Raw genomic sequence first — 17,581 nt, 5'->3', positions numbered from 1 at the left:
CTACTTCGCAGGCGCCGCAGCCGTCACCCGCCAGATCTTGCCGCCGACGTCGTCGGTGATCATCAGGCCGCCGCGCTTGCCGATCGCCACCGCCACGGGACGGCCGCGCGCCTCGCCGGCGGGCGAGAGGAAACCGGTCAGCACGTCGCGGGGCTGACCCATCGGCTTGCCCTGCGCGAACGGCACGAACACCAGCTTGTAGCCCGACAGCGGGCGGCGGTTCCACGAGCCGTGCTCGGCGATGAAGGCGCCGCTGGCATAGTCGGGGCCGAGGATCGCCCCCTCGGAGAAGGTCAGGCCCAGCGCGGCGACGTGCGGCCCGAGCGCATAATCGGGGCGGATCACATAGGATTGCAGGTCGTCCTCCGGCTCCGGCACGCGCTTGTCGACGACGCCGCCCCAATAATACCAGGGCCAGCCATAGAAGCCGCCGAGCTGCACCTCGGTCAGATAGTCGGGCACCATGTCCGACCCGAGCATGTCGCGTTCGTTGACGACGGTCCACAGGTCGCCGGTGGTCGGCTCATAGGCCATGCCGTTCGGGTTGCGCAGCCCATAGGCGAAAACGCGGTCCTTGCCCGAAGGCAGCGCGACCTGAAGGATCGCGGCGCGCTTCGTCTCGAGTTCCATGCCGCGCTCGCCGATGTTGGAGGCTGATCCGACCGCGACGTAGAGCGACTTGCCATCGGGCGCGAGCAGCAGGTTGCGCGCCCAATGGTTATAGCCGCCCGGCAGCCGCGTGACGACGACCGGCTTGGCGTCGATCTTCGTCTGGCCAGGCGTGAAGGGCACGCGGACGACCGCGTCGGTGTTGCCGATGTAGAGCTGGCCGTCGGCCCAGGCCATGCCGCTCGGCGAGTTGAGCCCGGCGATCAGCACCGTCTTGAGCTCGGCCTTGCCGTCGCCGTCGGCATCGCGCAGCAGGATGATGCGGTTGGGAGAGGGGATGCCTGCGCCCGCCCGGGCCATCGCCCTGTTCATGATGAAGCCGGTGATGCCGCCGCCGCCATTCTCCGCGTCGCGCGCCGGCGAGTTGCTCTCGCTGACCAGCACGTCGCCATTGGGCAGGACGTAGATCCAGCGCGGGTGGGTGAGGCCCTCGGCGAAGGCCGCGACCGACAGTCCCCGGGCGGCGACCGGCTTCTCGCCCGCCTTCCAGCCGACCGCCTTGGCGACGGCCAGGGTCGGCAGCAGCGTCTCGCGCGGCTCGCTGAGTTCGGGCGTGGGACCGGTCACCTTGGCGAAGGCGATCTCGGCATGCTCGCGCGTCGCCAGCACGTAGAGGGCTGCGACCGCCGCGACGATCAGGACGACGGGCAGGGCGATGAGCAGCTTCTTCTTGGTCGTCACGGGACCTCTCCGACAGACTTCGTTCCGCCCCTATAGCCCATTCGGGACGCGATCGTCATGTCAGGAGAGCGAGAAGCCCCGGAAAAGGTTCCGAAATTATCGCTCAGCTTTCCCGATCAGGCGTCTCGGCCGGCGGGTGGAGCAGCAGCTGCCGCACCCGGCGCTCGTCGGCATCGGTGATCTCGAGCCGCCAGCCGCTCGGATGCTCGACGATCTGCCCCGCCTGCGGCACCTGCCCCGCCAGCGCGGAGGCGAGGCCGCCCAGCGTCTCGACATCGTCGTCGATGTCGGCGAGCCGGGGATCGATCAGCCGGGCGACGTCCTCCAGCTCGGCGCGGGCGTCGGCCGACCAGATCGCATCGTCGAGGGGCACGAGCAGGTCGGCTTCCTTCTCGTCATGCTCGTCCTCGATATCGCCGACGATCTCCTCGACGAGGTCCTCGATCGTCACCAGCCCGTCGGTGCCGCTATATTCGTTGAGCACGATCGCCAGATGGGTCCGCGTCTCGCGCATCTCGGCGAGCAGGTCGATGATCCGCATCGACGAGGGCACGTAGCGCGGCTGGCGGACCAGCCCGGCGATCGTCGCCGGGCGCGGCGCGCCGGTGGCGGTGATCCGGAACACGTCCTTCACATGGACCATGCCGATGACATGGTCGAGATCCTCGCCATAGACGGGCAGGCGGCTGTGCTCGGCCTCGGCGAAGCGGGCGACCAGCTCGTCGAAGCTGATCGTCTCGGGCACGGCGACGATGTCGCCGCGCGGCACGCCAATGTCGCCGACGGTGCGTTCGCCGAAGTGCAGGATGTTGCGGAGCATCTCGCGCTCGGCGGAGGACAGGTCGTCCCCTGCGCCGCCATCGCCCTCATGCTCCTCGATGACTTCCTCGATCTGGTCGCGCAGACTGGGCTCTTGCTCGGGTGCAAAGAGCGAGCGCAGCCCGCGCCACCATCGTCCGCCGCTGTCCGCGGCGCTGCTACTACTGTCGTCGGGCATCGTCTTTCTTGCGCCGTTTTCAAGCGCTGATTCGCTAACCGAAATCGGCCCCGGGGGGCAATCCCATCTTTGCATATGGGGCGGCGCCACGGCTTCCGCCCGAAAAATCCCTTCCGCCGAAGGAATAAAGATCGCTTCTCGGGCGTATTAGGCAGATGTTGTGTGTGCTTTCCCTCTCGCTTCCCGGCCGTCGACGGGCGGGAAGGGCCTGACGCCATGCATATCGACCTCGATCATGGCGGGCCCGACGGGATGACCGCCGACGTCGCCGTCATCGGCGCCGGCGCGGCCGGCATCACCGTGTGCCGCCGCCTGCTGGCGGAGGGGCTGTCGGTCATCCTGCTCGAAAGCGGCGGCTTCGATCACGAACCCGGCCCCTCGGCGCTCAACGCCGGCGAGAATGTCGGCGAGGACTATTACCGGCTGGAGGATGCGCGGCTGCGCTTCTTCGGCGGTACCACCGCGATCTGGGGTGGCCGCTGCGCCGAGTTCGACCCGATCGACTTCGAGCGCCGTCCCTGGATCCCCCATTCGGGCTGGCCGTTCGGTCATGACGAGATCGCACCCTATTATGCCGAGGCGCGCGCCGCCTTCGGCCTGCCCCGCATCCTGCCCGATCTCGCCGAGGCGCTCGATCCGCTGCTGCCGGCTTTCGCGGGCGACGAACTGGCGACGCCGACCTGGCTGTTCGACGAGCGTTTCGACCGGTTCAGCCATGCCAACAGCCGCGACCTGCTCGATCATCCGCGCTGCACCGTGGTCACCCACGCGACGGTGCGCGAGATCATGGCGGCGGGATCGGCGCGGGGCGTCGAACGGTTGCTGGTCCGCAACCTGGCGGGGCGGCGGCTGGCGGTCACCGCGCGGCACTATGTGCTGGCCGCCGGCGGGATCGAGAATCCGCGCCTGCTGCTCGCCTCGCGATCGGTGATGCGCTGCGGGCTTGGCAACGGCCACGATCAGGTCGGCCGTTATTTCATGGAGCATCCGCATGCGCGTGGCGGCAAGGTCGTCGGCGGCGCGACCTGGGCGCTGCTGCGCGCCTTCGGCCGGCACAGGGTCGGCGCGCTGTCGGTCGCGCCGCTGATCGCCGCCGCGCCGGCGCTGCAGGCGCGCGAAGGCCTGCTCAACACCTCGCTGACCCTCGCGGGCCGGCGGCCGGCGGAGGGGCGGCAGGCGCTGCTGCTCGCCGCCTATGAACGGATCAAGCACGACACGGCGCCCACGGCGCGCGGCCGTCATCTGTGGAAGATGATGAAGCGGACGGTGAACAGCCTCCAGAAGGTCGTCGATCCCGCCCGCCCCTGGGCGTTGGAGAAGCTCGGCCTGACCGATCTGGCGCTGGTGGTGCGGGCCGAACAGGCGCCCAATCCGGACAGCCGGGTCAAGCTGGGCGATGCGCTCGACGCCACCGGGATGCCGCGCGCGCAGCTCGACTGGCGGACCAGTGCGATCGACGTCGACAGCGTGCGCGGGCTGGTCGATGCACTGGGCCGCGAGCTGCGGCGTCTCGGCCTCGGCCGGGTCGAGCCTGCGCCCTGGCTGGCCGAGGAGCCGCGCCGCTGGACGACTGATCCGCTGATCAGCACCCACCCGATCGGCGGCTACCACCACATGGGCACGACCCGCATGTCCGACGATCCGCGCCGGGGCGTCACCGACGTGCATGGGCGCGTCCATGGCCTCGACAATCTCCATGTCGCCGGCAGTTCGCTGTTCCCGACCTCGGGCTGGGCCAATCCGACGCTGACGATCGTCGCGCTGGCGATGCGCACCGCCGATCGGCTCGCCGACCGGCTGCGCGCCGCGCCGGCGCCGTCGCTCCACACGCTGAAGCCGCGCATCGCGGCTGGGTAGGTCGGACGCGACAGCTTTCACCCCTGCTCAGGCTGAGGAGGGCTGAGCTTGGCGAAGGCCCATCTCGAAGGATCTCAAGCCTCGAACCCCTTCGAGACGGGCATTTCGGCTTCGCTCAATGCCTCCTCAGGGTGAGCGGGGGGGATGAGCGTGTCATGATCCCGTCGCGATCCGGTTCAATCCTCGGTGATGGCGTAGGGGTCGTCGATCCCGAGCGTGGCGAGCGCCGCACGCTCCATGTCCTCCATCGCCTCCGCCTCGTCGTCCTCGATATGGTCGTAGCCGAGCAGGTGGAGCGTGCCGTGGACGATCAGGTGGGTCGCATGCTCAGCGGCGGGCACGCCTTTCTCGACCGCCTCGCGCACGCATACTCCACGCGCGAGGATGATGTCGCCGAGCAGCACCTCGCCGTCGTCGCTGTTGTCCAACCCCTCGATCAGGTCGTCCTGCACCATCGGGAAGCTCAGCACGTTGGTCGGCTTGTCCTTCTGGCGATATTGGCGGTTGAGCGCGTGGACCTCGTCGTCGTCGGTCAGCCGGATCGACACCTCGGCCATATAGGCGGCGTCGAGCATCGCGGCGTGCGGCGTCGTCCGCATCGCCGCCGTCACCGCCTCGATCGCAAGCCTTTCCCAGTCGGTGCCGTCGTCCCAGTCGGGCTCCGCCTGTACCGCGACCTCGATCATGGATTGTCGGGCCCCTCATAGGCCTCGACGATGCGGCCGACGATCGGGTGGCGGACGACGTCGGCGGCGCCGAAGCGGATCGTCGCGATGCCGTCTATCCCTTCGAGCCGGCCGACTGCGTCGGCGAGGCCCGACTTGCCGATGTCGGGAAGGTCGACCTGGCGCGGGTCGCCGCACACGACCATGCGGCTGTTCTGGCCGAAGCGGGTCAGGAACATCTTCATCTGCGCGGGAGTGGTGTTCTGCGCCTCGTCGAGGATGACGAACGCGTCGCTCAGCGTGCGGCCCCGCATGAAGGCGATCGGCGCGATCTCGATCTCGCCGCTGGCGATGCGGCGCTCGACCTGCTCGGTCGGCAGCATGTCGTAGAGCGCGTCGTAGAGCGGGCGTAGATAGGGATCGACCTTCTCCTTCATGTCGCCGGGGAGGAAGCCGAGCCGCTCGCCTGCCTCGACCGCCGGGCGCGACAGGATCAGCCGGTCGACGGTGCCCTGGATGAGCTGCTGCACCGCCTGCGCCACCGCCAGATAGGTCTTGCCGGTGCCCGCCGGGCCCAGGGCGAAGATGATGTCGGAGCGGTTGAGCGCCTCCATGTAGCGGATCTGGGTGGCGGAGCGGGGGACGATCGTCTTCTTGCGCGTCCGGATCATCACCTTGGGCGGATCGGAGACGTCGTTGCGGATGATGCCGTCCAGCGTCGGCTCGGCCGACATCGCGATCACCGCCTCGACCGCGCCGGTGTCGATGTCCTGGCCCTGGACGATCCGGTTATACAGCCCGGTCAGCACCTCGCGGGCGCGTCCGGCGGCCTCGGCCTCGCCTTCTATCTGCAGCTTGTTCCCTCGGGCCGCTATATAGACCCCCAGCCGGTTCTCGATCGCCACCAGATTCTGGTCGAACTCACCGAACAATCGGCCGAGGAGCTGGGGTTTGTCGAAGAGGATCTCGAGCCGGGCGCGATCTCCGGCCTGCGCGGGAACGGGCTTGCGCGACATAAGGAGCGGCAGTTTCCTTTCCTTTATCGACCCCCTGACGGGGTGTCGTCGGGTGTCAACGATCCTACGCGCATTTCGACCCATGCGAAGAGCAAAAGCGGTGGACCGGCATAGTTATCCACCGCCGATGTGGCAGTTGGGTGACGCTGTTCGCTGTAGCCTCAAGCGCCGGCGTGCGCATCCGCGCACTTGGCTATCCTCGCATAAGCTCGGGCGGCCGTTCGGCCTTGCGGGACGCTATGCGCCCCGTTCCACCGCACGAGTTCTGCGTCGGAGCTCGTCAGGGCTCCGCAAGCGCGAACGCGCGCCCGAGCTTATGCGAGGATAGCCAAGGTCACGGACGTGACCGCCGGTGCCTGAGGCCAAACAAACTACGCGGCCTTTTGTCCGACGATCACGCCGCTCAGGCTGTTCGGCCCGGCCGAGACGATGTCGACCGTCACCAGCGTGCCGATCGCCGGCCCATCCTCGACGATCACGGACTGGAGCCAGGGCGACTTGCCGATCCGCTGGCCGGGCTTCTTGCCGTCGCGCTCGATCAGCACTTCGCAGCTTTGGCCGACCGTCGCGAGATTGAAACGGTGCTGCTGCTCGTTGAGCAGCGCCTGGAGCCGTTGCAGCCGCTCGTCCATCACCGCCGGGGCGACCTGGCCGTCCATCGTCGCGGCGGGGGTGCCGGGGCGCGGGCTGTATTTGAAGCTGAACGCCTGGGCGTGGTCGACCGCGCGGACGATGGCCAGGGTCGCCTCGAAATCCTCGTCGGTCTCGCCGGGGAAGCCGACGATGAAGTCCCCCGAGACCGCGATATCGGGCCGCGCCGCGCGGACCCGCTCGATCAGGCGCAGATAGCCGGCGGCGTCGTGGCTGCGGTTCATCGCCTTGAGGATGCGGTCCGATCCCGCCTGCACCGGCAGATGCAGGAACGGCATCAGCTTCGCCACCTCGCCATGCGCGGCGACCAGGCCGTCGCTCATGTCGTTGGGATGACTGGTGGTGTAGCGGATGCGGGCGAGGCCGGGCAGGGCGTCGAGCGCGCGGATCAGCCCGTCGAGCCCCTGGGCCCGGCCGCGATCGTCCTCGCCCGTCCAGGCGTTGACGTTCTGGCCGAGCAGGGTGATCTCGCGCGCGCCGGCGTCGACCAGCGCCTTCGCCTCGTCGACGATCGCACCCCATGGCCGCGAGATCTCCGCTCCGCGCGTATAGGGGACGACGCAATAGGTGCAGAATTTGTCGCAGCCCTCCTGCACGGTCAGGAAGGCGGTCGGCCCCTGGCGTCGTCGCCTGGGCAGCGCGTCGAACTTCGACGCGGCGGGCATGTCGGTGTCGAGCGCGCGGCGACCCTCGGCGGCGTCGGCGACGAGCTGGGGCAGGTTGTGATAGGCCTGCGGCCCGACGACGATGTCGACTGCGGGTGCCCGGCGCGGAATCTCGGCTCCCTCGGCCTGGGCGACGCAGCCGGCGACGGCGATCATCGGGCGCGACCGGCCCTCCTCGGCGCCGGCGGCCTTCTTCACGATCCGGCCGATGTCCGAATAGACCTTCTCGGCCGCCTTCTCGCGGATGTGGCAGGTGTTGAGCACGACCAGGTCGGCAGCATCGGCGCTGTCGGCGGCGTGCATGCCCTGCGCCTCGAGCAGCTCGGCCATGCGCGCGCCGTCATAGACGTTCATCTGGCAGCCGAACGACTTGACGTGAAAGCTCTTGGGGGCTGGGCGCGACATGCCGCGGCCCATAGCCGAAGCGGCGGCGATGCGAAAGATGCGCGTCAGCTCAGGGGCAGGGCGAGCGCGGCGGCGACGGCGGCCTGGGCCCGCGCCGCCAGCGCCTTGCGGTCGTCCGACGGCGGCAGCGGATCGAGGAAACGGATCGTGCAGCGCAGCCGGCCCGGCCGGCCGAGCACCTTCTTCGCATTGGGGCCGAGGTCCTCGTCGCCAGTCCAGCAGATCTCGCTCGCCGCCGCGTCATAGTCGATCGCGACCGGCTGGACGGCGATGCCGGGCGGCGGCGGCGCGACCGAGGCGAACAGCGCCGGGCGGAACGGGAAGAGCGAGCGGCCGTCGCCGGTCGTCCCCTCCGGGAACAGTGCGACGGGATGGTGGTCGAGCAGCGCCTGGCCGAGCTGGTCGACCTGGCCGTGCGCGGCGCGGCGGCTGGTGCGGTCGATGAAGATCGTGCCCCCGATCCGCGCGAGCATCCCGACCAGCGGCCAGCTGCCGACGTCGTCCTTGGAGATGAACCGGGTCGGCGTGGCCCCGCCGAGCGCCAATATGTCGAGCCAGCTCACATGGTTGGCGACATAGAGCACGTCGCGGCCGAGCGGCCGGCCCTCGACCCGCACGTCGAGGCCCATCGCCTCGCCGAACCATTGCAGGAAGAAGCGAACCCAACCGATCCGCCGGCGCACCGGCCAGGTCAGCGCATAGCCGACCAGGCAGAAGGCGAGGACCGACAGCCCGACGACGACGCGCGCGATCGCTCTCGAACGGCGCACCGGTGGATTATTTCGTGCGGTTGGCCGAGACGCCGTAGAGTTCGAGCCGATGGTCGACCAGGCGGAAGCCCAGCTTCTCGGCGATGCGGCGCTGCAATTCCTCGAGCTCGCCGTCGACGAACTCGATCACCTCGCCGGTCTCGACGTTGATCAGATGGTCGTGATGGGTTTCGGGCGCCGCTTCGTATCGGGCGCGGCCGTCGCCGAAATCGTGGCGCTCGAGGATGCCGGCATCCTCGAACAGGCGGACGGTGCGGTAGACCGTGGCGATCGAGATCCCCGGATCGATCGCGGCGGCACGCTGGTGCAGCAGCTCGACGTCGGGATGATCCTCGGCGTCGGAGAGAACGCGGGCGATCACGCGCCGCTGTTCGGTGATGCGCAGGCCCTTGTCCGCGCAGAGCTGTTCGATGTCGATCTTGCCCGGCATAGGACCGCCTTGTTAGCCGTATTGCACATGCGAAAACAAGATCGGGTTGGTCCGAAAGAGCCCGGGGAGGGATTTTCCCACCCCCGGGCCATGTTTTCGCGATCAGCGGGTCCGGCGCTTGGTGCCGAGGCCGATCTTCTTGGCGAGCGAGCGGCGCTGCTCGGCGTAGTTGGGGGCGACCATCGGATAGTCGGCCGGCAGGTTCCACTTGGCGCGATACTGCTCGGGCGTCATCTGATAATGGGTCATCAGGTGGCGCTTGAGCATCTTCAGCTTCTTGCCGTCCTCCAGGCAGACGATGTAGTCGGGCTTGATCGAGGCGCGGATCGAGACGGCGGGCTCCTGCTTCACTTCCGGCTCCGCCACCTCGTCGCCAAGCGACGCCAGCGCATTGTGGACGTTCTGAATCAGCTGCGGAAGATCGGAAACGGCGACACTATTGTTGCTGACATGCGCGGAAACGATGTCCGCGGTCAAAGCAATCAACGTCTCGGTGAGCCCATTATTGTCCGACATGATGCAATCCTTATTCAAAAATATCACGAGGCTAGTCTTTGAGCACCCCTGCGCCCACTCAATTTCGGGCCTCTGCTCTCATTCGGGCCGAATTGCAACTCGTTTCGCGAGAAATGACCTGTCAAACCAGTTCAAACGGGACAAGATAAGGTTAAGGCGTCGTGCATTTGTCCATCTGTGGCGCGATAATAAGCAGGGCGACGGCCGACGGCGCGGAATCCCGCCTTTTTGTATAGTTCGATTGCTGGATTATTGTGGCGCACTTCAAGGTGAAGACGCACTCCATTACGGAGGCGTAGCAAGTCGAACGATCGCGCGATCAGTGCGGAGGCGATGCCGAGGCGGCGGCTTTCGGGCGCGACCGCGAGCAGCAGCAGCTCGGCTTCGTCGGCGATCAGCCGATTGAGCGCGAAGCCGGCGGGGACGTCCCCGATCCTTGCGAGCGACAGCCAGGTGCCGGGCATCGCCATCATCGACAGGAGCTGGGGCTCGGTCCAGGCCTCGCCATAGCCTGGATCGAACGCGCGGTTCATCACCGTCATCACCGCGTCGATGCCGTCGAAGCCGATCTCCTCGATGACCAGCCCGCTCATGCCGCGGGCTTCGCGTCGGCGCCGCGGCCGTAGATGGGGCTTGGCGGAAGCTGGGCGAGGGCGGGCGGCAGCGCGATCGCCTCGGCCGCGCGGGGCAGCCGGTCATGCGCCACGCCGCTGCCGCGCGCGGCGACGAGCTGGTCGGCGCCCGATCCGAAGATATGGGCATCGGCCACCGCGGCGGCCGCTGCGGCGGGCGGGAGCGAGGCGAGCTCGGACAGCGCGGCGAGCGGTGCGGTCGCATAGCGCTGGACGAACAGCTCGCCATGGCCGCCGATCAGGGCGACGCCGATCGAGGCCTCGCCCTCTGCCTCTGTCGCCCCGGCGGCGGCGATCGCCGCCATCGACGAATAGCCGTGGACCGGAATCCCCCAGCCGAGCGCGAGCGCGCGAGCTGCGGCGAGGCCCACGCGGACGCCGGTGAAGCTGCCCGGGCCGCAATCGACCAGGATCGCATCGGCGCGCCCGCCGCCGGGCAGGGCGGCAATCATCGGCATCAGCCGTTCGGCATGGCCGCGGCCGACGACGTCGTGCGCCTCGGCAACGATCGCGCCATCCTCGATCAGGGCCACCGAACAGGCCGCGGTGGCGGTGTCGATAACGAGCGCGCGCGACATTCCGGGTCAGGCGATCCTGGTGAACTCCTCGAACGCCGGGCGGGGCAGGCGATCGAAGATCGTGGCCGGGTCGCCATAGCCGAGCGTCGAGATGAAGTTGGACTTGACGGTGGTGCCGGCGAAGAAGGCCGCGTCGACCGCGTCGTTGTCGAAGCCCGACATCGGGCCGGTGTCGAGGCCCAGGGCGCGCGCCGCGAAGATGAAATAGGCGCCCTGGAGCGAGCTGTTGCGCATCGCCGTCACCTGGACCAGCGGCGCGTTGGGGGCGCCGTCCGCGTCCATGAACCAGGAGCGGGCGTCCGAGACCGGGAAGAGGCGGGGGGCATGGTCGTAGAAGGCCATGTCCATGCCGATGATCGCCGTCACCGGCGCCGTGCGGATCTTCGCCGCATTGGTGCCCGACGCGAGCCCGGCCAGCTTCTCCTTGGCCTCCTGGCTGACGCACCAGACGATCCGGGCCGGGAACAGGTTGGCGGAGGTCGGGCCGAACTTCATCAGGTCCCAGATCTGGCGGAGCTGGTCCTCGCCGACCGGCTTGTCGAGATAGCCGTTATAGGAGCGCGCCTCGCGGAAGAGCAGGTCGCGTCCCTGCTCGGACAATGGTTCGGCCATGCTTTCAATTCCCCTCTTCATCACTCCACGCCGCGCGATCAGGCGGCGCGGACCTCGGTCACCTCGGGCACATAATGCTTCAGCAGGGTCTCGATGCCCTGCTTGAGCGTCGCGGCCGACGATGGGCAGCCTGAACAGGCGCCCTGCATCGACAGGTAGACAGTGCCCCGCTGGAACCCACGATAGACGATGTCTCCGCCGTCGCGCGCTACTGCCGGGCGGACCCGCGTATCGATCAGATCCTTGATCTGCGCGACGATGTCGGCGTCGGCCGGGTCGTCGGTGAAGTCGCCGTCGTCGATCGCGATCTCGGCTGCGCTGCCGCCGGTGAACAGCGGCGCCTCGGACGAGAAATGATCGAGCAGGACGCCGAGTACCTGCGGCTTGAGCCCGGTCCACTCGACCCCCTCGGCCGCCGTCACCGAAACGAAGTCGCGGCCGAAGAAGACGCCGGTCACATCGCCCAGCGAGAACAGCGCCTCGGCGAGCGGAGAGGCAGACGCCTCGTCCGGATCGGCGAAATCGCGGGTCCCCGTCGTCATCACCGTGCGCCCGGGGAGGAATTTGAGCGTCGCCGGATTGGGGGTCGGTTCGGTTTCGATCAGCATGAGCGCCATTTGGGGTGAGATGGCGGACGGATCAAGCCATTCCTTCTTTACGCGGGACGCGAAGGACGGGATTAGGGAGGTGCATTTCCTCGGGGCGATGGTGATCGATGTTTCTCTGGAAGAACGCCGTCGTGATCTGCGCCCTGCTGGGCCTGGCCACCCTGCCGGCGACGATGCTCGTCCGCGAGCGGTGGGAGAAGGTCTATGCCGCACGGCTGGTGATCGGCGGCGGAGTGATGGCTTGCCTTATGCTGAGCGCCGCGCCGATGGTGCTGACCCAGATCGGCTTCCTGCTGGTCATGGTCGCCAGCTTCGACAAGCGGGTGCCGATGTCGGCCACCTATCTGTTCTTCTTCTTCTGGGCGCCGGCGGCGGGATCGTTGCTCGCGGTGGCGGGCGCCTATATCGCGCCGCTCACTCCCTTCCTGTCCTTCGCCGGCGCGCTGCTCGCCGGCTATCTGCTCCACCCCGAACATCACCAGCGCCGCCGCTTCGTGATGACCGATCTCTACATGCTCGCCTTCCTGCTGACCTTCTGCGTCTGCGTCTCGCTGCGGGCGCCGCCGAGCGGCATCGCGCGCAACGTGGTGAACTATTTCATCCCTTACATGCTGACCTTTCACGTCCTGTCGCGCGTCCGGATCGCTCGCCCCGAACTCGTGTTGCGGTTGCTTCTGTTCGGCGCGGCGGCGGCGAGCTTGCTGTGCATCTTCGAAACCGTGCGGCGCTGGCCGCTCTATGCCGGGATCGCCTGGGTCAAGGGCGACCTGTGGACGATCGACATGCCCACCACCTGGCTCGAGCGGGGCGGCATCGCGCGGGCCTATGGCCCCTATGCCCATCCGCTGACCGGGGGCGCCATGCTCGGCCTCGCGGCGACCGCGGCCTGGGCGCTCTATCAGGCCCGCGGGCGCTCGGGGCCGATGCTCGCGCTGGGCTTCGCCGCCCTTCTCGGGCTCGCCTCGACCCTCTCGCGATCGGGAATGGTCGCGATCGCCGTGGGGATCATGGTCTTCCAGACGCTGCGCGGGCGCTACATGCTCGCGGTGCTGATGCCGCTGGCGGGGCTGGCCGTCATCACCACCCTGCCGATCCTCGGGCATGACGAGGCGCGCCTGTCGACCCTCTACCGGCTCGAGCTTGTCACCGGCGTCCCCCGCGCGCTGGGCCATGGCGTGTGGTTCGGCTATAGGGAAGCGATCCAGCAGGGGTTGCTCGATGCCTTCATCCAGGGGCAGGGCATCGTCGATCTCGTCAACACCTATCTCGCGATCGTCGTCCAGGGCGGTGTGGTGTCGTTGCTCCCCTTCGCCGTCTTCCTGCTCTCCACCTTCCTCCATTATCCGTCGATCCGCCGGATGCGGCCTGACCGCGAGCAATTGCTGCTCGCCCAGGCGTTGGTCGCCATCCAGGCGGCTTTGCTCGTCTCGCTCGCGCTGATGAGCAGCTGGGCCGCGCCGATGCAGATGAGCTTCGTCGTCGCGGCCGTGCTGATCGCGCTGCGCTTCGAAGTCGCCCGCGCGCATGATGCGGCGCGGAGGATCGCTAAGCCCGCCCCGCTGGTCGCGACGTTGCCCGAGGTCGAGGGTGAGAAATTGCCGGCGCTGCGCTGAGGGGCGTCAGGACAATGCCGCCAGATGGTCGGCCAGCCGCAGCGACATCGCCACCAGGGTGAAGGTCGGATTGATCGCGCCACCGGTCGGATAGACGCTCGACCCCGCGACGTAGAGATTGTCGATGCCGTGCACCTTCTGCCGCGCATCGACCACGCCGAAGCGCGGGTCGGCCGACATGCGTGTCGTGCCCATATGGTGCGACTGGACCCCGAAGGAGCTGATCCTGCGGCCGAGCACCTCTGGCGCGATCTTCATCCGGGCGATGTCCATGCGGGCGAGGTCCTTCGCAACCTCGCGCGCCAATATCTCGATCGTGGCGATGTCGTTGCGGTGGATCGACCAGTGGAGGTCGATCCGGCGAAGGCCGAACGCGTCGCGTTCGCCGGTCAGCCGGACCCGGCTCTCCGGATTGGCGATCTGTTCGATCATCGACGTGACGATATTGTCGCCGGGGCAATAGGATCCGGTGATCTTGCGGGTCCAGTCGGGATTGATCCGGCAGCCCGGTCCGCTGATCCACTCGCGCAGGAAGGCCGCCCGGCCGTAATAGCGCGGCTTGATGGACGGCGTCAGCGAGACGATGCCGTTGCTGATCCCATGCTGCCGCATCAGCGCCACCGAGGGATTGAAGCCCACCGGCCCAGCGCGCCAGAAGCGTTCGTCGGTCGTCACGAAGCTGCCGAGATTGACGTCGAGATGCTCCATGAAGCAGCGCCCGACCATGCCGGAGCCGTTGCCGAGACCGGTCGGCATGACGTCGTCCGCATTGAGCAGCATGCGGGCGTTCTCGATCGCCCCCAGCGCCAGGACGTAGCGGCGGGCCCGCAATCGGCGCCGGATGCCGCGATAGTTGCGGACGTCATAGCCGTCGACATGGCCGCCGCTTTGGTTCGCGCCGATCCGGACGAGATTGGCGTTGATATAGCAGTCGATCCGCCGGTCCGCGCGCAGCCGCTCGCGATATTTCCCGAGGAAGCGGGTCGGCGGGCTCATCGCGAATTCGGTCAGGCGGAAATATCTGCTGGGCAGCGGTGTCGGCCGCGCGGCCCGGAACGGCGGCCGGGGCAGGTCGAGTATGGTGCGCGCCTGCGTCGCGAAGCGGTAGACTTCATCGCGCCCGATCGGCCAGCCGGGGAGGATGCGGTTGCGGCGCGGCGCGAAGTCGATCGGATCGAACGCCCCGCACCGGCCCGTCCAGTGGTTCGATGTGCCGCCGAGATAGCGCAGGCGCGTGCCGTCGAGCGGGCCGTAGGCGGCGCCCGACAGGCTGCCCCGGTAGCTCGCCTGCGAAGCTTCGCTGAAGTCGAGCCCGCCGCCTTCGATCAGCGCGACCGAGCGCCCTGCCGCGGCGAGCGCGAGCGCGATGCTGATCCCGGCCGGGCCGCCGCCCGCGATGGCCACGTCGTAGACGCGGTCGTCGAGCCGCTGCGTCTCGCTATTGAAGTCGATGATCATCCGCCGTGACGGACCAGGTCGTCGCGCCGCAGCACCCAGCCGTCGATCGTGACGAATTCCGCGTCGTCCTGCGGCAGGGCGCCGACGGGTTCGGCGGCTGCCGAGCGGTCGAGGGGGAGGGCGACCATCAGCATCGCGCCGGCCAGGGCGAGGCGACGATCCACGGAAAGCGAAGGGCTGTCGTCGTTCGGCATCTTTTCCCACTTTCCAAGCCCGCCCAGCACCCTACACACGATCAAGCCGGCTGCGGGAAGGGGTGAAGCGATGTTAGCCTGCAATCTGCTTTTGCCCATAGCCGATCGTCAACCGCGCCCCGGCGAGGGGTCCGGTGCTTAGGCGTTTCGCTGCCATGGCGCGTCTGATGCGCGACGAGGCAGGGACGACGGTGTTCGTCTTCACCGCCGCGACGCTGGTGCTGCGGCTGGGGGGCAACATCGTCCTCACCCGGCTGCTCGATCCGGACGCGTTCGGCGTCGTCGGCATCATCGTCTCGATCATGGTGACGCTGACGATGATGTCGGACCTGGGCTTCCTCGACTTTGTCGTCCGGCACCGGCGCGGCGGCGATCGCCGCCTGCTCGACGTTCTCTGGACGATCCGGCTCGGCCAGTCGGGACTGTTGACGCTGGCGATGCTGCTCGCCGCCTGGCCGGTCACGCTGTTCCTCGAAAAACCCGAACTGGCGTCGCCGATCGCGGCGATGGCGCCGCTGTTCCTGGTGAATGCGCTCTGTCCGATGACGCTGCTGCTCGCCCAGCGCGAGGGGCGGGTGGGGACCGTCTGCCTGGTCGAGCTCGGCGCGTTGGCGGTGCAGGTCGCCTTCAACCTCGTCCTGTGCCTCATGGTGCCCGATTACCGCGCCCTGCTCGCCGGGCTCTATGTCGGCGCGGCGGCGCGGATGCTGCTCACCCTCCGGATGATCGAGGGCGGGTCGCGGCTCGCCTGGAATCGGGGCGCCGCGACGGAACTGACGCGTTTCTCGCGCTGGGTACTGCCGTCGAGCCTGCTGACCCTGCTGCTCACCCAGTCGGACAAATTCCTGTTCGCGCGGCTGTTCAGCATGGCCGGCTTCGGCGCCTATATCCTGCCGTCGAACCTCGCCCTCGCCGCCCAGCCCTTCGGGCGCAACTATGTCGAGCGCTATTTCTTCCCGCTGGTGTCGCGCGCGTGGCGTGAAGGGCCCGAGCGCCTGGCGGCGGTCTTCTACGCCGCCCGCCGGCGCCAGTTCCTGCTGCTCTTCGCCGGGATCGGCTTCGGGATGGGCGCCGCGCCGGCGTTGTTCGGGATATTGTTCGACCATCGCTACGAATATGGCTGGATCTACTTCACGGTGCTGCTGCTGCGGGTCGGTTTCGATCTCGACAGCTTCGCCAACATCCAGACCGTGGTCGCGATGGGGCGGACCGCGCCGATCCTGCACGCGAACCTGCTGCGGTTCGGGCTGTTCGTCCTGTGGATCATCGCCTTCTTCCGGCCGCTCGGCGCATTGGCGCTGCCGCTCGCGCTGACCGTAGCCGAGCTCGGCGCGCTGCTCTACAGCATCGCACTGCTGCGCCGGCAGGGACTTTTCCGGCTGCGCCAGCACGGGCTCTATTATGCGGCGCTGACCGCCGCTCTGGTGCCGGGCGCCGTGCTAAGCTGGTTCCTGGCTCGCAACGTCGTCGCGGCTGGATTGGCGGCTATCGGTTAGCCCTGACGGCGCGTTGCGACCGCGTCGAGGATGCGGACGAGGGCTGCTGCCGCGGCTTCGTCGGACAGGTTGTCCTCGGCGAAGCGCCGGGCTCCGGAGGAGAGGCGCGATCGCAGCGCCGCGTCGTCCCATAGCCGCTGCATCGCCGCCGCCAGCGCTGCCGGATCGCGCGGCGGGACCAGCAGGCCGGTCGCATCGTCGACGACATAGTCTCGGCTGCCGATCGTGTCGGTGACGATCAGCGGACGGCCCATCCGCATCGCCTCGACCATCGTGATCTGACCCGAAGCGGCCGCGACGTCGGCGAGCGGGACGATCGAGAGGCGCGCCTGCTGGGCAAGGCGCAGGCAGGCGACGGGATCGAGATTGGCGTGCAGCGTGACGTTCGGCGGCGGCTGCTCGGCCGGTAGCGCGCGGCGCGCGGCGACCAGCGCCAGCGGCAGCCCGGTGCGCCGGCACGCTTCGTATAGCGTCGCATAGTCGCGGTTGGCCGATCCCATGGCGAGCGCGAACGGCGCCTCCGTCTGCTCTTCGGCGAGGACGGGAATGGCGGCGCGCTGTAGCGGGACGAAGCAGACCCGCGCCTCGTCGATCATCAACCTGTCGCGCAGCAGCGCTACCTCGCCCCGGCTGTGGACGACGAACATGTCGATCGACCGCAGCAAGAAGCTCGCGAGGCGCTGTTTCCACCCCGTCGGAAAGCGGCCGACGTTGAAGCACCAGGCGACGATCGGCGTGTCGCGTCGCCCGATCCGGCGCTGGATCGCGGCGGTCAGGGCGAGCTGGGGGAAGACGGTCACCACGCCTTCGCCGCGATCGAGCGCCCGCGCCGACTGACGCCAATGCCGCAGCCATTGCCCGACCGGCGTCGCCCGCGTCGCGCGCCGGTGCCAGTCGCCGCCGTGCGACGGCGCGGCGGGAATCTTCAGAAATCGGTGGGCGGGGGCGTCGACCAGATCGTCGAGCCAGCGGTCGCCTTCGTCGCCGCCGGTGAAGAAGGGGGCCGCCACCGTCCATAGCATGAGAGTCTGCACTTTCCTTTTGGGCACCCCGCCCATAAAGCCCAGG

The 17,581-nt window shown here is 68.4% G+C and carries 18 protein-coding genes; 3 read left to right on the top strand and 15 right to left on the bottom strand.

Going from position 1 to position 17,581, the window contains the following annotated elements; all coding sequences use genetic code 11:
* Together B5X82_RS18670 and B5X82_RS18665 are read right to left on the bottom strand one after the other, a co-directional pair.
* A complete protein-coding gene (locus B5X82_RS18670) occupies positions 1 to 1,350 on the bottom strand; it encodes a PQQ-dependent sugar dehydrogenase (RefSeq protein WP_079649691.1) in 1,350 nt (449 codons plus the stop codon).
* 103 nt (positions 1,351 to 1,453) lie between these two features.
* Entirely contained in the window at positions 1,454 to 2,347 is an 894-nt protein-coding gene (locus B5X82_RS18665) for a hemolysin family protein (protein ID WP_176152620.1), read from the bottom strand.
* Positions 2,348 to 2,563: 216 nt separating this feature from the next.
* Between B5X82_RS18665 and B5X82_RS18660 the strand changes: the two genes are divergently transcribed.
* Entirely contained in the window at positions 2,564 to 4,204 is a 1,641-nt protein-coding gene (locus tag B5X82_RS18660) for an FAD-dependent oxidoreductase (protein ID WP_079649689.1), read from the top strand.
* Positions 4,205 to 4,380: 176 nt separating this feature from the next.
* On the opposite strand, the gene ybeY is transcribed toward B5X82_RS18660, so the two are convergent.
* The 10 genes from ybeY to B5X82_RS18610 form a co-directional block, all read right to left on the bottom strand.
* Positions 4,381 to 4,890, bottom strand: coding sequence for an rRNA maturation RNase YbeY (gene ybeY / locus B5X82_RS18655; protein ID WP_079649688.1), 510 nt, complete (start codon positions 4,888 to 4,890; stop codon positions 4,381 to 4,383).
* Entirely contained in the window at positions 4,887 to 5,885 is a 999-nt protein-coding gene (locus B5X82_RS18650; protein ID WP_079649687.1) for a PhoH family protein, read from the bottom strand. The genes ybeY and B5X82_RS18650 overlap by 4 nt, the downstream gene beginning before the upstream one ends.
* 371 nt (positions 5,886 to 6,256) lie before the next feature.
* The gene (gene miaB / locus B5X82_RS18645; RefSeq protein ID WP_079649686.1) at positions 6,257 to 7,618 is read right to left on the bottom strand and encodes a tRNA (N6-isopentenyl adenosine(37)-C2)-methylthiotransferase MiaB; all 1,362 of its coding nucleotides are present in this window, start codon (positions 7,616 to 7,618) and stop codon (positions 6,257 to 6,259) included.
* Positions 7,619 to 7,650: 32 nt separating this feature from the next.
* Complete coding sequence (locus tag B5X82_RS18640; protein WP_079649685.1) at positions 7,651 to 8,376, bottom strand: lysophospholipid acyltransferase family protein; 726 nt, start codon at positions 8,374 to 8,376, stop codon at positions 7,651 to 7,653.
* A gap of 7 nt (positions 8,377 to 8,383) precedes the next feature.
* A complete protein-coding gene (locus tag B5X82_RS18635; RefSeq protein WP_079649684.1) occupies positions 8,384 to 8,806 on the bottom strand; it encodes a Fur family transcriptional regulator in 423 nt (140 codons plus the stop codon).
* 102 nt (positions 8,807 to 8,908) lie between these two features.
* A complete protein-coding gene (locus B5X82_RS18630) occupies positions 8,909 to 9,322 on the bottom strand; it encodes a MucR family transcriptional regulator (protein WP_047166949.1) in 414 nt (137 codons plus the stop codon).
* Between the two features lie 131 nt (positions 9,323 to 9,453).
* Entirely contained in the window at positions 9,454 to 9,915 is a 462-nt protein-coding gene (locus B5X82_RS18625; protein WP_079649683.1) for a GNAT family N-acetyltransferase, read from the bottom strand.
* Positions 9,912 to 10,532 (bottom strand): tRNA (adenosine(37)-N6)-threonylcarbamoyltransferase complex dimerization subunit type 1 TsaB, encoded by a 621-nt coding sequence (gene tsaB, locus B5X82_RS18620; protein WP_079649682.1) that lies wholly within the window; start codon positions 10,530 to 10,532, stop codon positions 9,912 to 9,914. Before tsaB ends, B5X82_RS18625 begins: the two co-directional genes overlap by 4 nt.
* Before the next feature lie 6 nt (positions 10,533 to 10,538).
* Complete coding sequence (locus tag B5X82_RS18615) at positions 10,539 to 11,144, bottom strand: malonic semialdehyde reductase (RefSeq protein WP_079649681.1); 606 nt, start codon at positions 11,142 to 11,144, stop codon at positions 10,539 to 10,541.
* A 38-nt stretch (positions 11,145 to 11,182) separates the two neighbouring features.
* Positions 11,183 to 11,752: a NifU family protein gene (locus tag B5X82_RS18610; protein WP_176152619.1), complete on the bottom strand. Its 570-nt coding sequence runs from the start codon at positions 11,750 to 11,752 to the stop codon at positions 11,183 to 11,185.
* A gap of 107 nt (positions 11,753 to 11,859) precedes the next feature.
* Between B5X82_RS18610 and B5X82_RS18605 the strand changes: the two genes are divergently transcribed.
* Positions 11,860 to 13,365, top strand: coding sequence for a hypothetical protein (locus B5X82_RS18605; RefSeq protein ID WP_079649679.1), 1,506 nt, complete (start codon positions 11,860 to 11,862; stop codon positions 13,363 to 13,365).
* A gap of 6 nt (positions 13,366 to 13,371) precedes the next feature.
* On the opposite strand, the gene B5X82_RS18600 is transcribed toward B5X82_RS18605, so the two are convergent.
* Together B5X82_RS18600 and B5X82_RS18595 are read right to left on the bottom strand one after the other, a co-directional pair.
* Positions 13,372 to 14,823, bottom strand: a complete 1,452-nt coding sequence (locus tag B5X82_RS18600; protein ID WP_079649678.1) for an FAD-dependent oxidoreductase — start codon at positions 14,821 to 14,823, stop codon at positions 13,372 to 13,374.
* A complete protein-coding gene (locus B5X82_RS18595; RefSeq protein ID WP_079649677.1) occupies positions 14,820 to 15,017 on the bottom strand; it encodes a hypothetical protein in 198 nt (65 codons plus the stop codon). Before B5X82_RS18595 ends, B5X82_RS18600 begins: the two co-directional genes overlap by 4 nt.
* A 167-nt stretch (positions 15,018 to 15,184) precedes the next feature.
* On the opposite strand from B5X82_RS18595, the gene B5X82_RS18590 reads away from it, so the two are divergent.
* Positions 15,185 to 16,513, top strand: coding sequence for an oligosaccharide flippase family protein (locus B5X82_RS18590; RefSeq protein ID WP_235862726.1), 1,329 nt, complete (start codon positions 15,185 to 15,187; stop codon positions 16,511 to 16,513).
* Here the strand turns inward: B5X82_RS18590 and B5X82_RS18585 are convergent.
* Entirely contained in the window at positions 16,510 to 17,547 is a 1,038-nt protein-coding gene (locus B5X82_RS18585; RefSeq protein WP_235862725.1) for a glycosyltransferase, read from the bottom strand. The two genes, B5X82_RS18590 and B5X82_RS18585, sit on opposite strands and share 4 nt — an antisense overlap.
* Positions 17,548 to 17,581 lie beyond the last annotated feature (34 nt).

It is taken from the genome of Rhizorhabdus histidinilytica (assembly GCF_900167915.1).
In the GTDB taxonomy this organism is placed as follows: domain Bacteria; phylum Pseudomonadota; class Alphaproteobacteria; order Sphingomonadales; family Sphingomonadaceae; genus Rhizorhabdus; species Rhizorhabdus histidinilytica.
Note: the sequence above shows the minus strand (reverse complement) of the source record. Positions and strands in the feature narration are given on the sequence as shown.

Bases quoted from the DNA above. Each gene is read 5' to 3' on its own strand.
- B5X82_RS18665 (WP_176152620.1), bottom strand. From the start codon at position 2,347: ATGCCCGACGACAGTAGTAGCAGCGCCGCGGACAGCGGCGGACGATGG.
- B5X82_RS18660 (WP_079649689.1), top strand. From the start codon at position 2,564: ATGCATATCGACCTCGATCATGGCGGGCCCGACGGGATGACCGCCGAC.
- ybeY (WP_079649688.1), bottom strand. From the start codon at position 4,890: ATGATCGAGGTCGCGGTACAGGCGGAGCCCGACTGGGACGACGGCACC.
- B5X82_RS18650 (WP_079649687.1), bottom strand. From the start codon at position 5,885: ATGTCGCGCAAGCCCGTTCCCGCGCAGGCCGGAGATCGCGCCCGGCTC.
- miaB (WP_079649686.1), bottom strand. From the start codon at position 7,618: ATGGGCCGCGGCATGTCGCGCCCAGCCCCCAAGAGCTTTCACGTCAAG.
- B5X82_RS18635 (WP_079649684.1), bottom strand. From the start codon at position 8,806: ATGCCGGGCAAGATCGACATCGAACAGCTCTGCGCGGACAAGGGCCTG.
- B5X82_RS18630 (WP_047166949.1), bottom strand. From the start codon at position 9,322: ATGTCGGACAATAATGGGCTCACCGAGACGTTGATTGCTTTGACCGCG.
- B5X82_RS18625 (WP_079649683.1), bottom strand. From the start codon at position 9,915: ATGAGCGGGCTGGTCATCGAGGAGATCGGCTTCGACGGCATCGACGCG.
- tsaB (WP_079649682.1), bottom strand. From the start codon at position 10,532: ATGTCGCGCGCGCTCGTTATCGACACCGCCACCGCGGCCTGTTCGGTG.
- B5X82_RS18615 (WP_079649681.1), bottom strand. From the start codon at position 11,144: ATGGCCGAACCATTGTCCGAGCAGGGACGCGACCTGCTCTTCCGCGAG.
- B5X82_RS18610 (WP_176152619.1), bottom strand. From the start codon at position 11,752: ATGCTGATCGAAACCGAACCGACCCCCAATCCGGCGACGCTCAAATTC.
- B5X82_RS18605 (WP_079649679.1), top strand. From the start codon at position 11,860: ATGTTTCTCTGGAAGAACGCCGTCGTGATCTGCGCCCTGCTGGGCCTG.
- B5X82_RS18600 (WP_079649678.1), bottom strand. From the start codon at position 14,823: ATGATCATCGACTTCAATAGCGAGACGCAGCGGCTCGACGACCGCGTC.
- B5X82_RS18595 (WP_079649677.1), bottom strand. From the start codon at position 15,017: ATGCCGAACGACGACAGCCCTTCGCTTTCCGTGGATCGTCGCCTCGCC.
- B5X82_RS18590 (WP_235862726.1), top strand. From the start codon at position 15,185: ATGCGCGACGAGGCAGGGACGACGGTGTTCGTCTTCACCGCCGCGACG.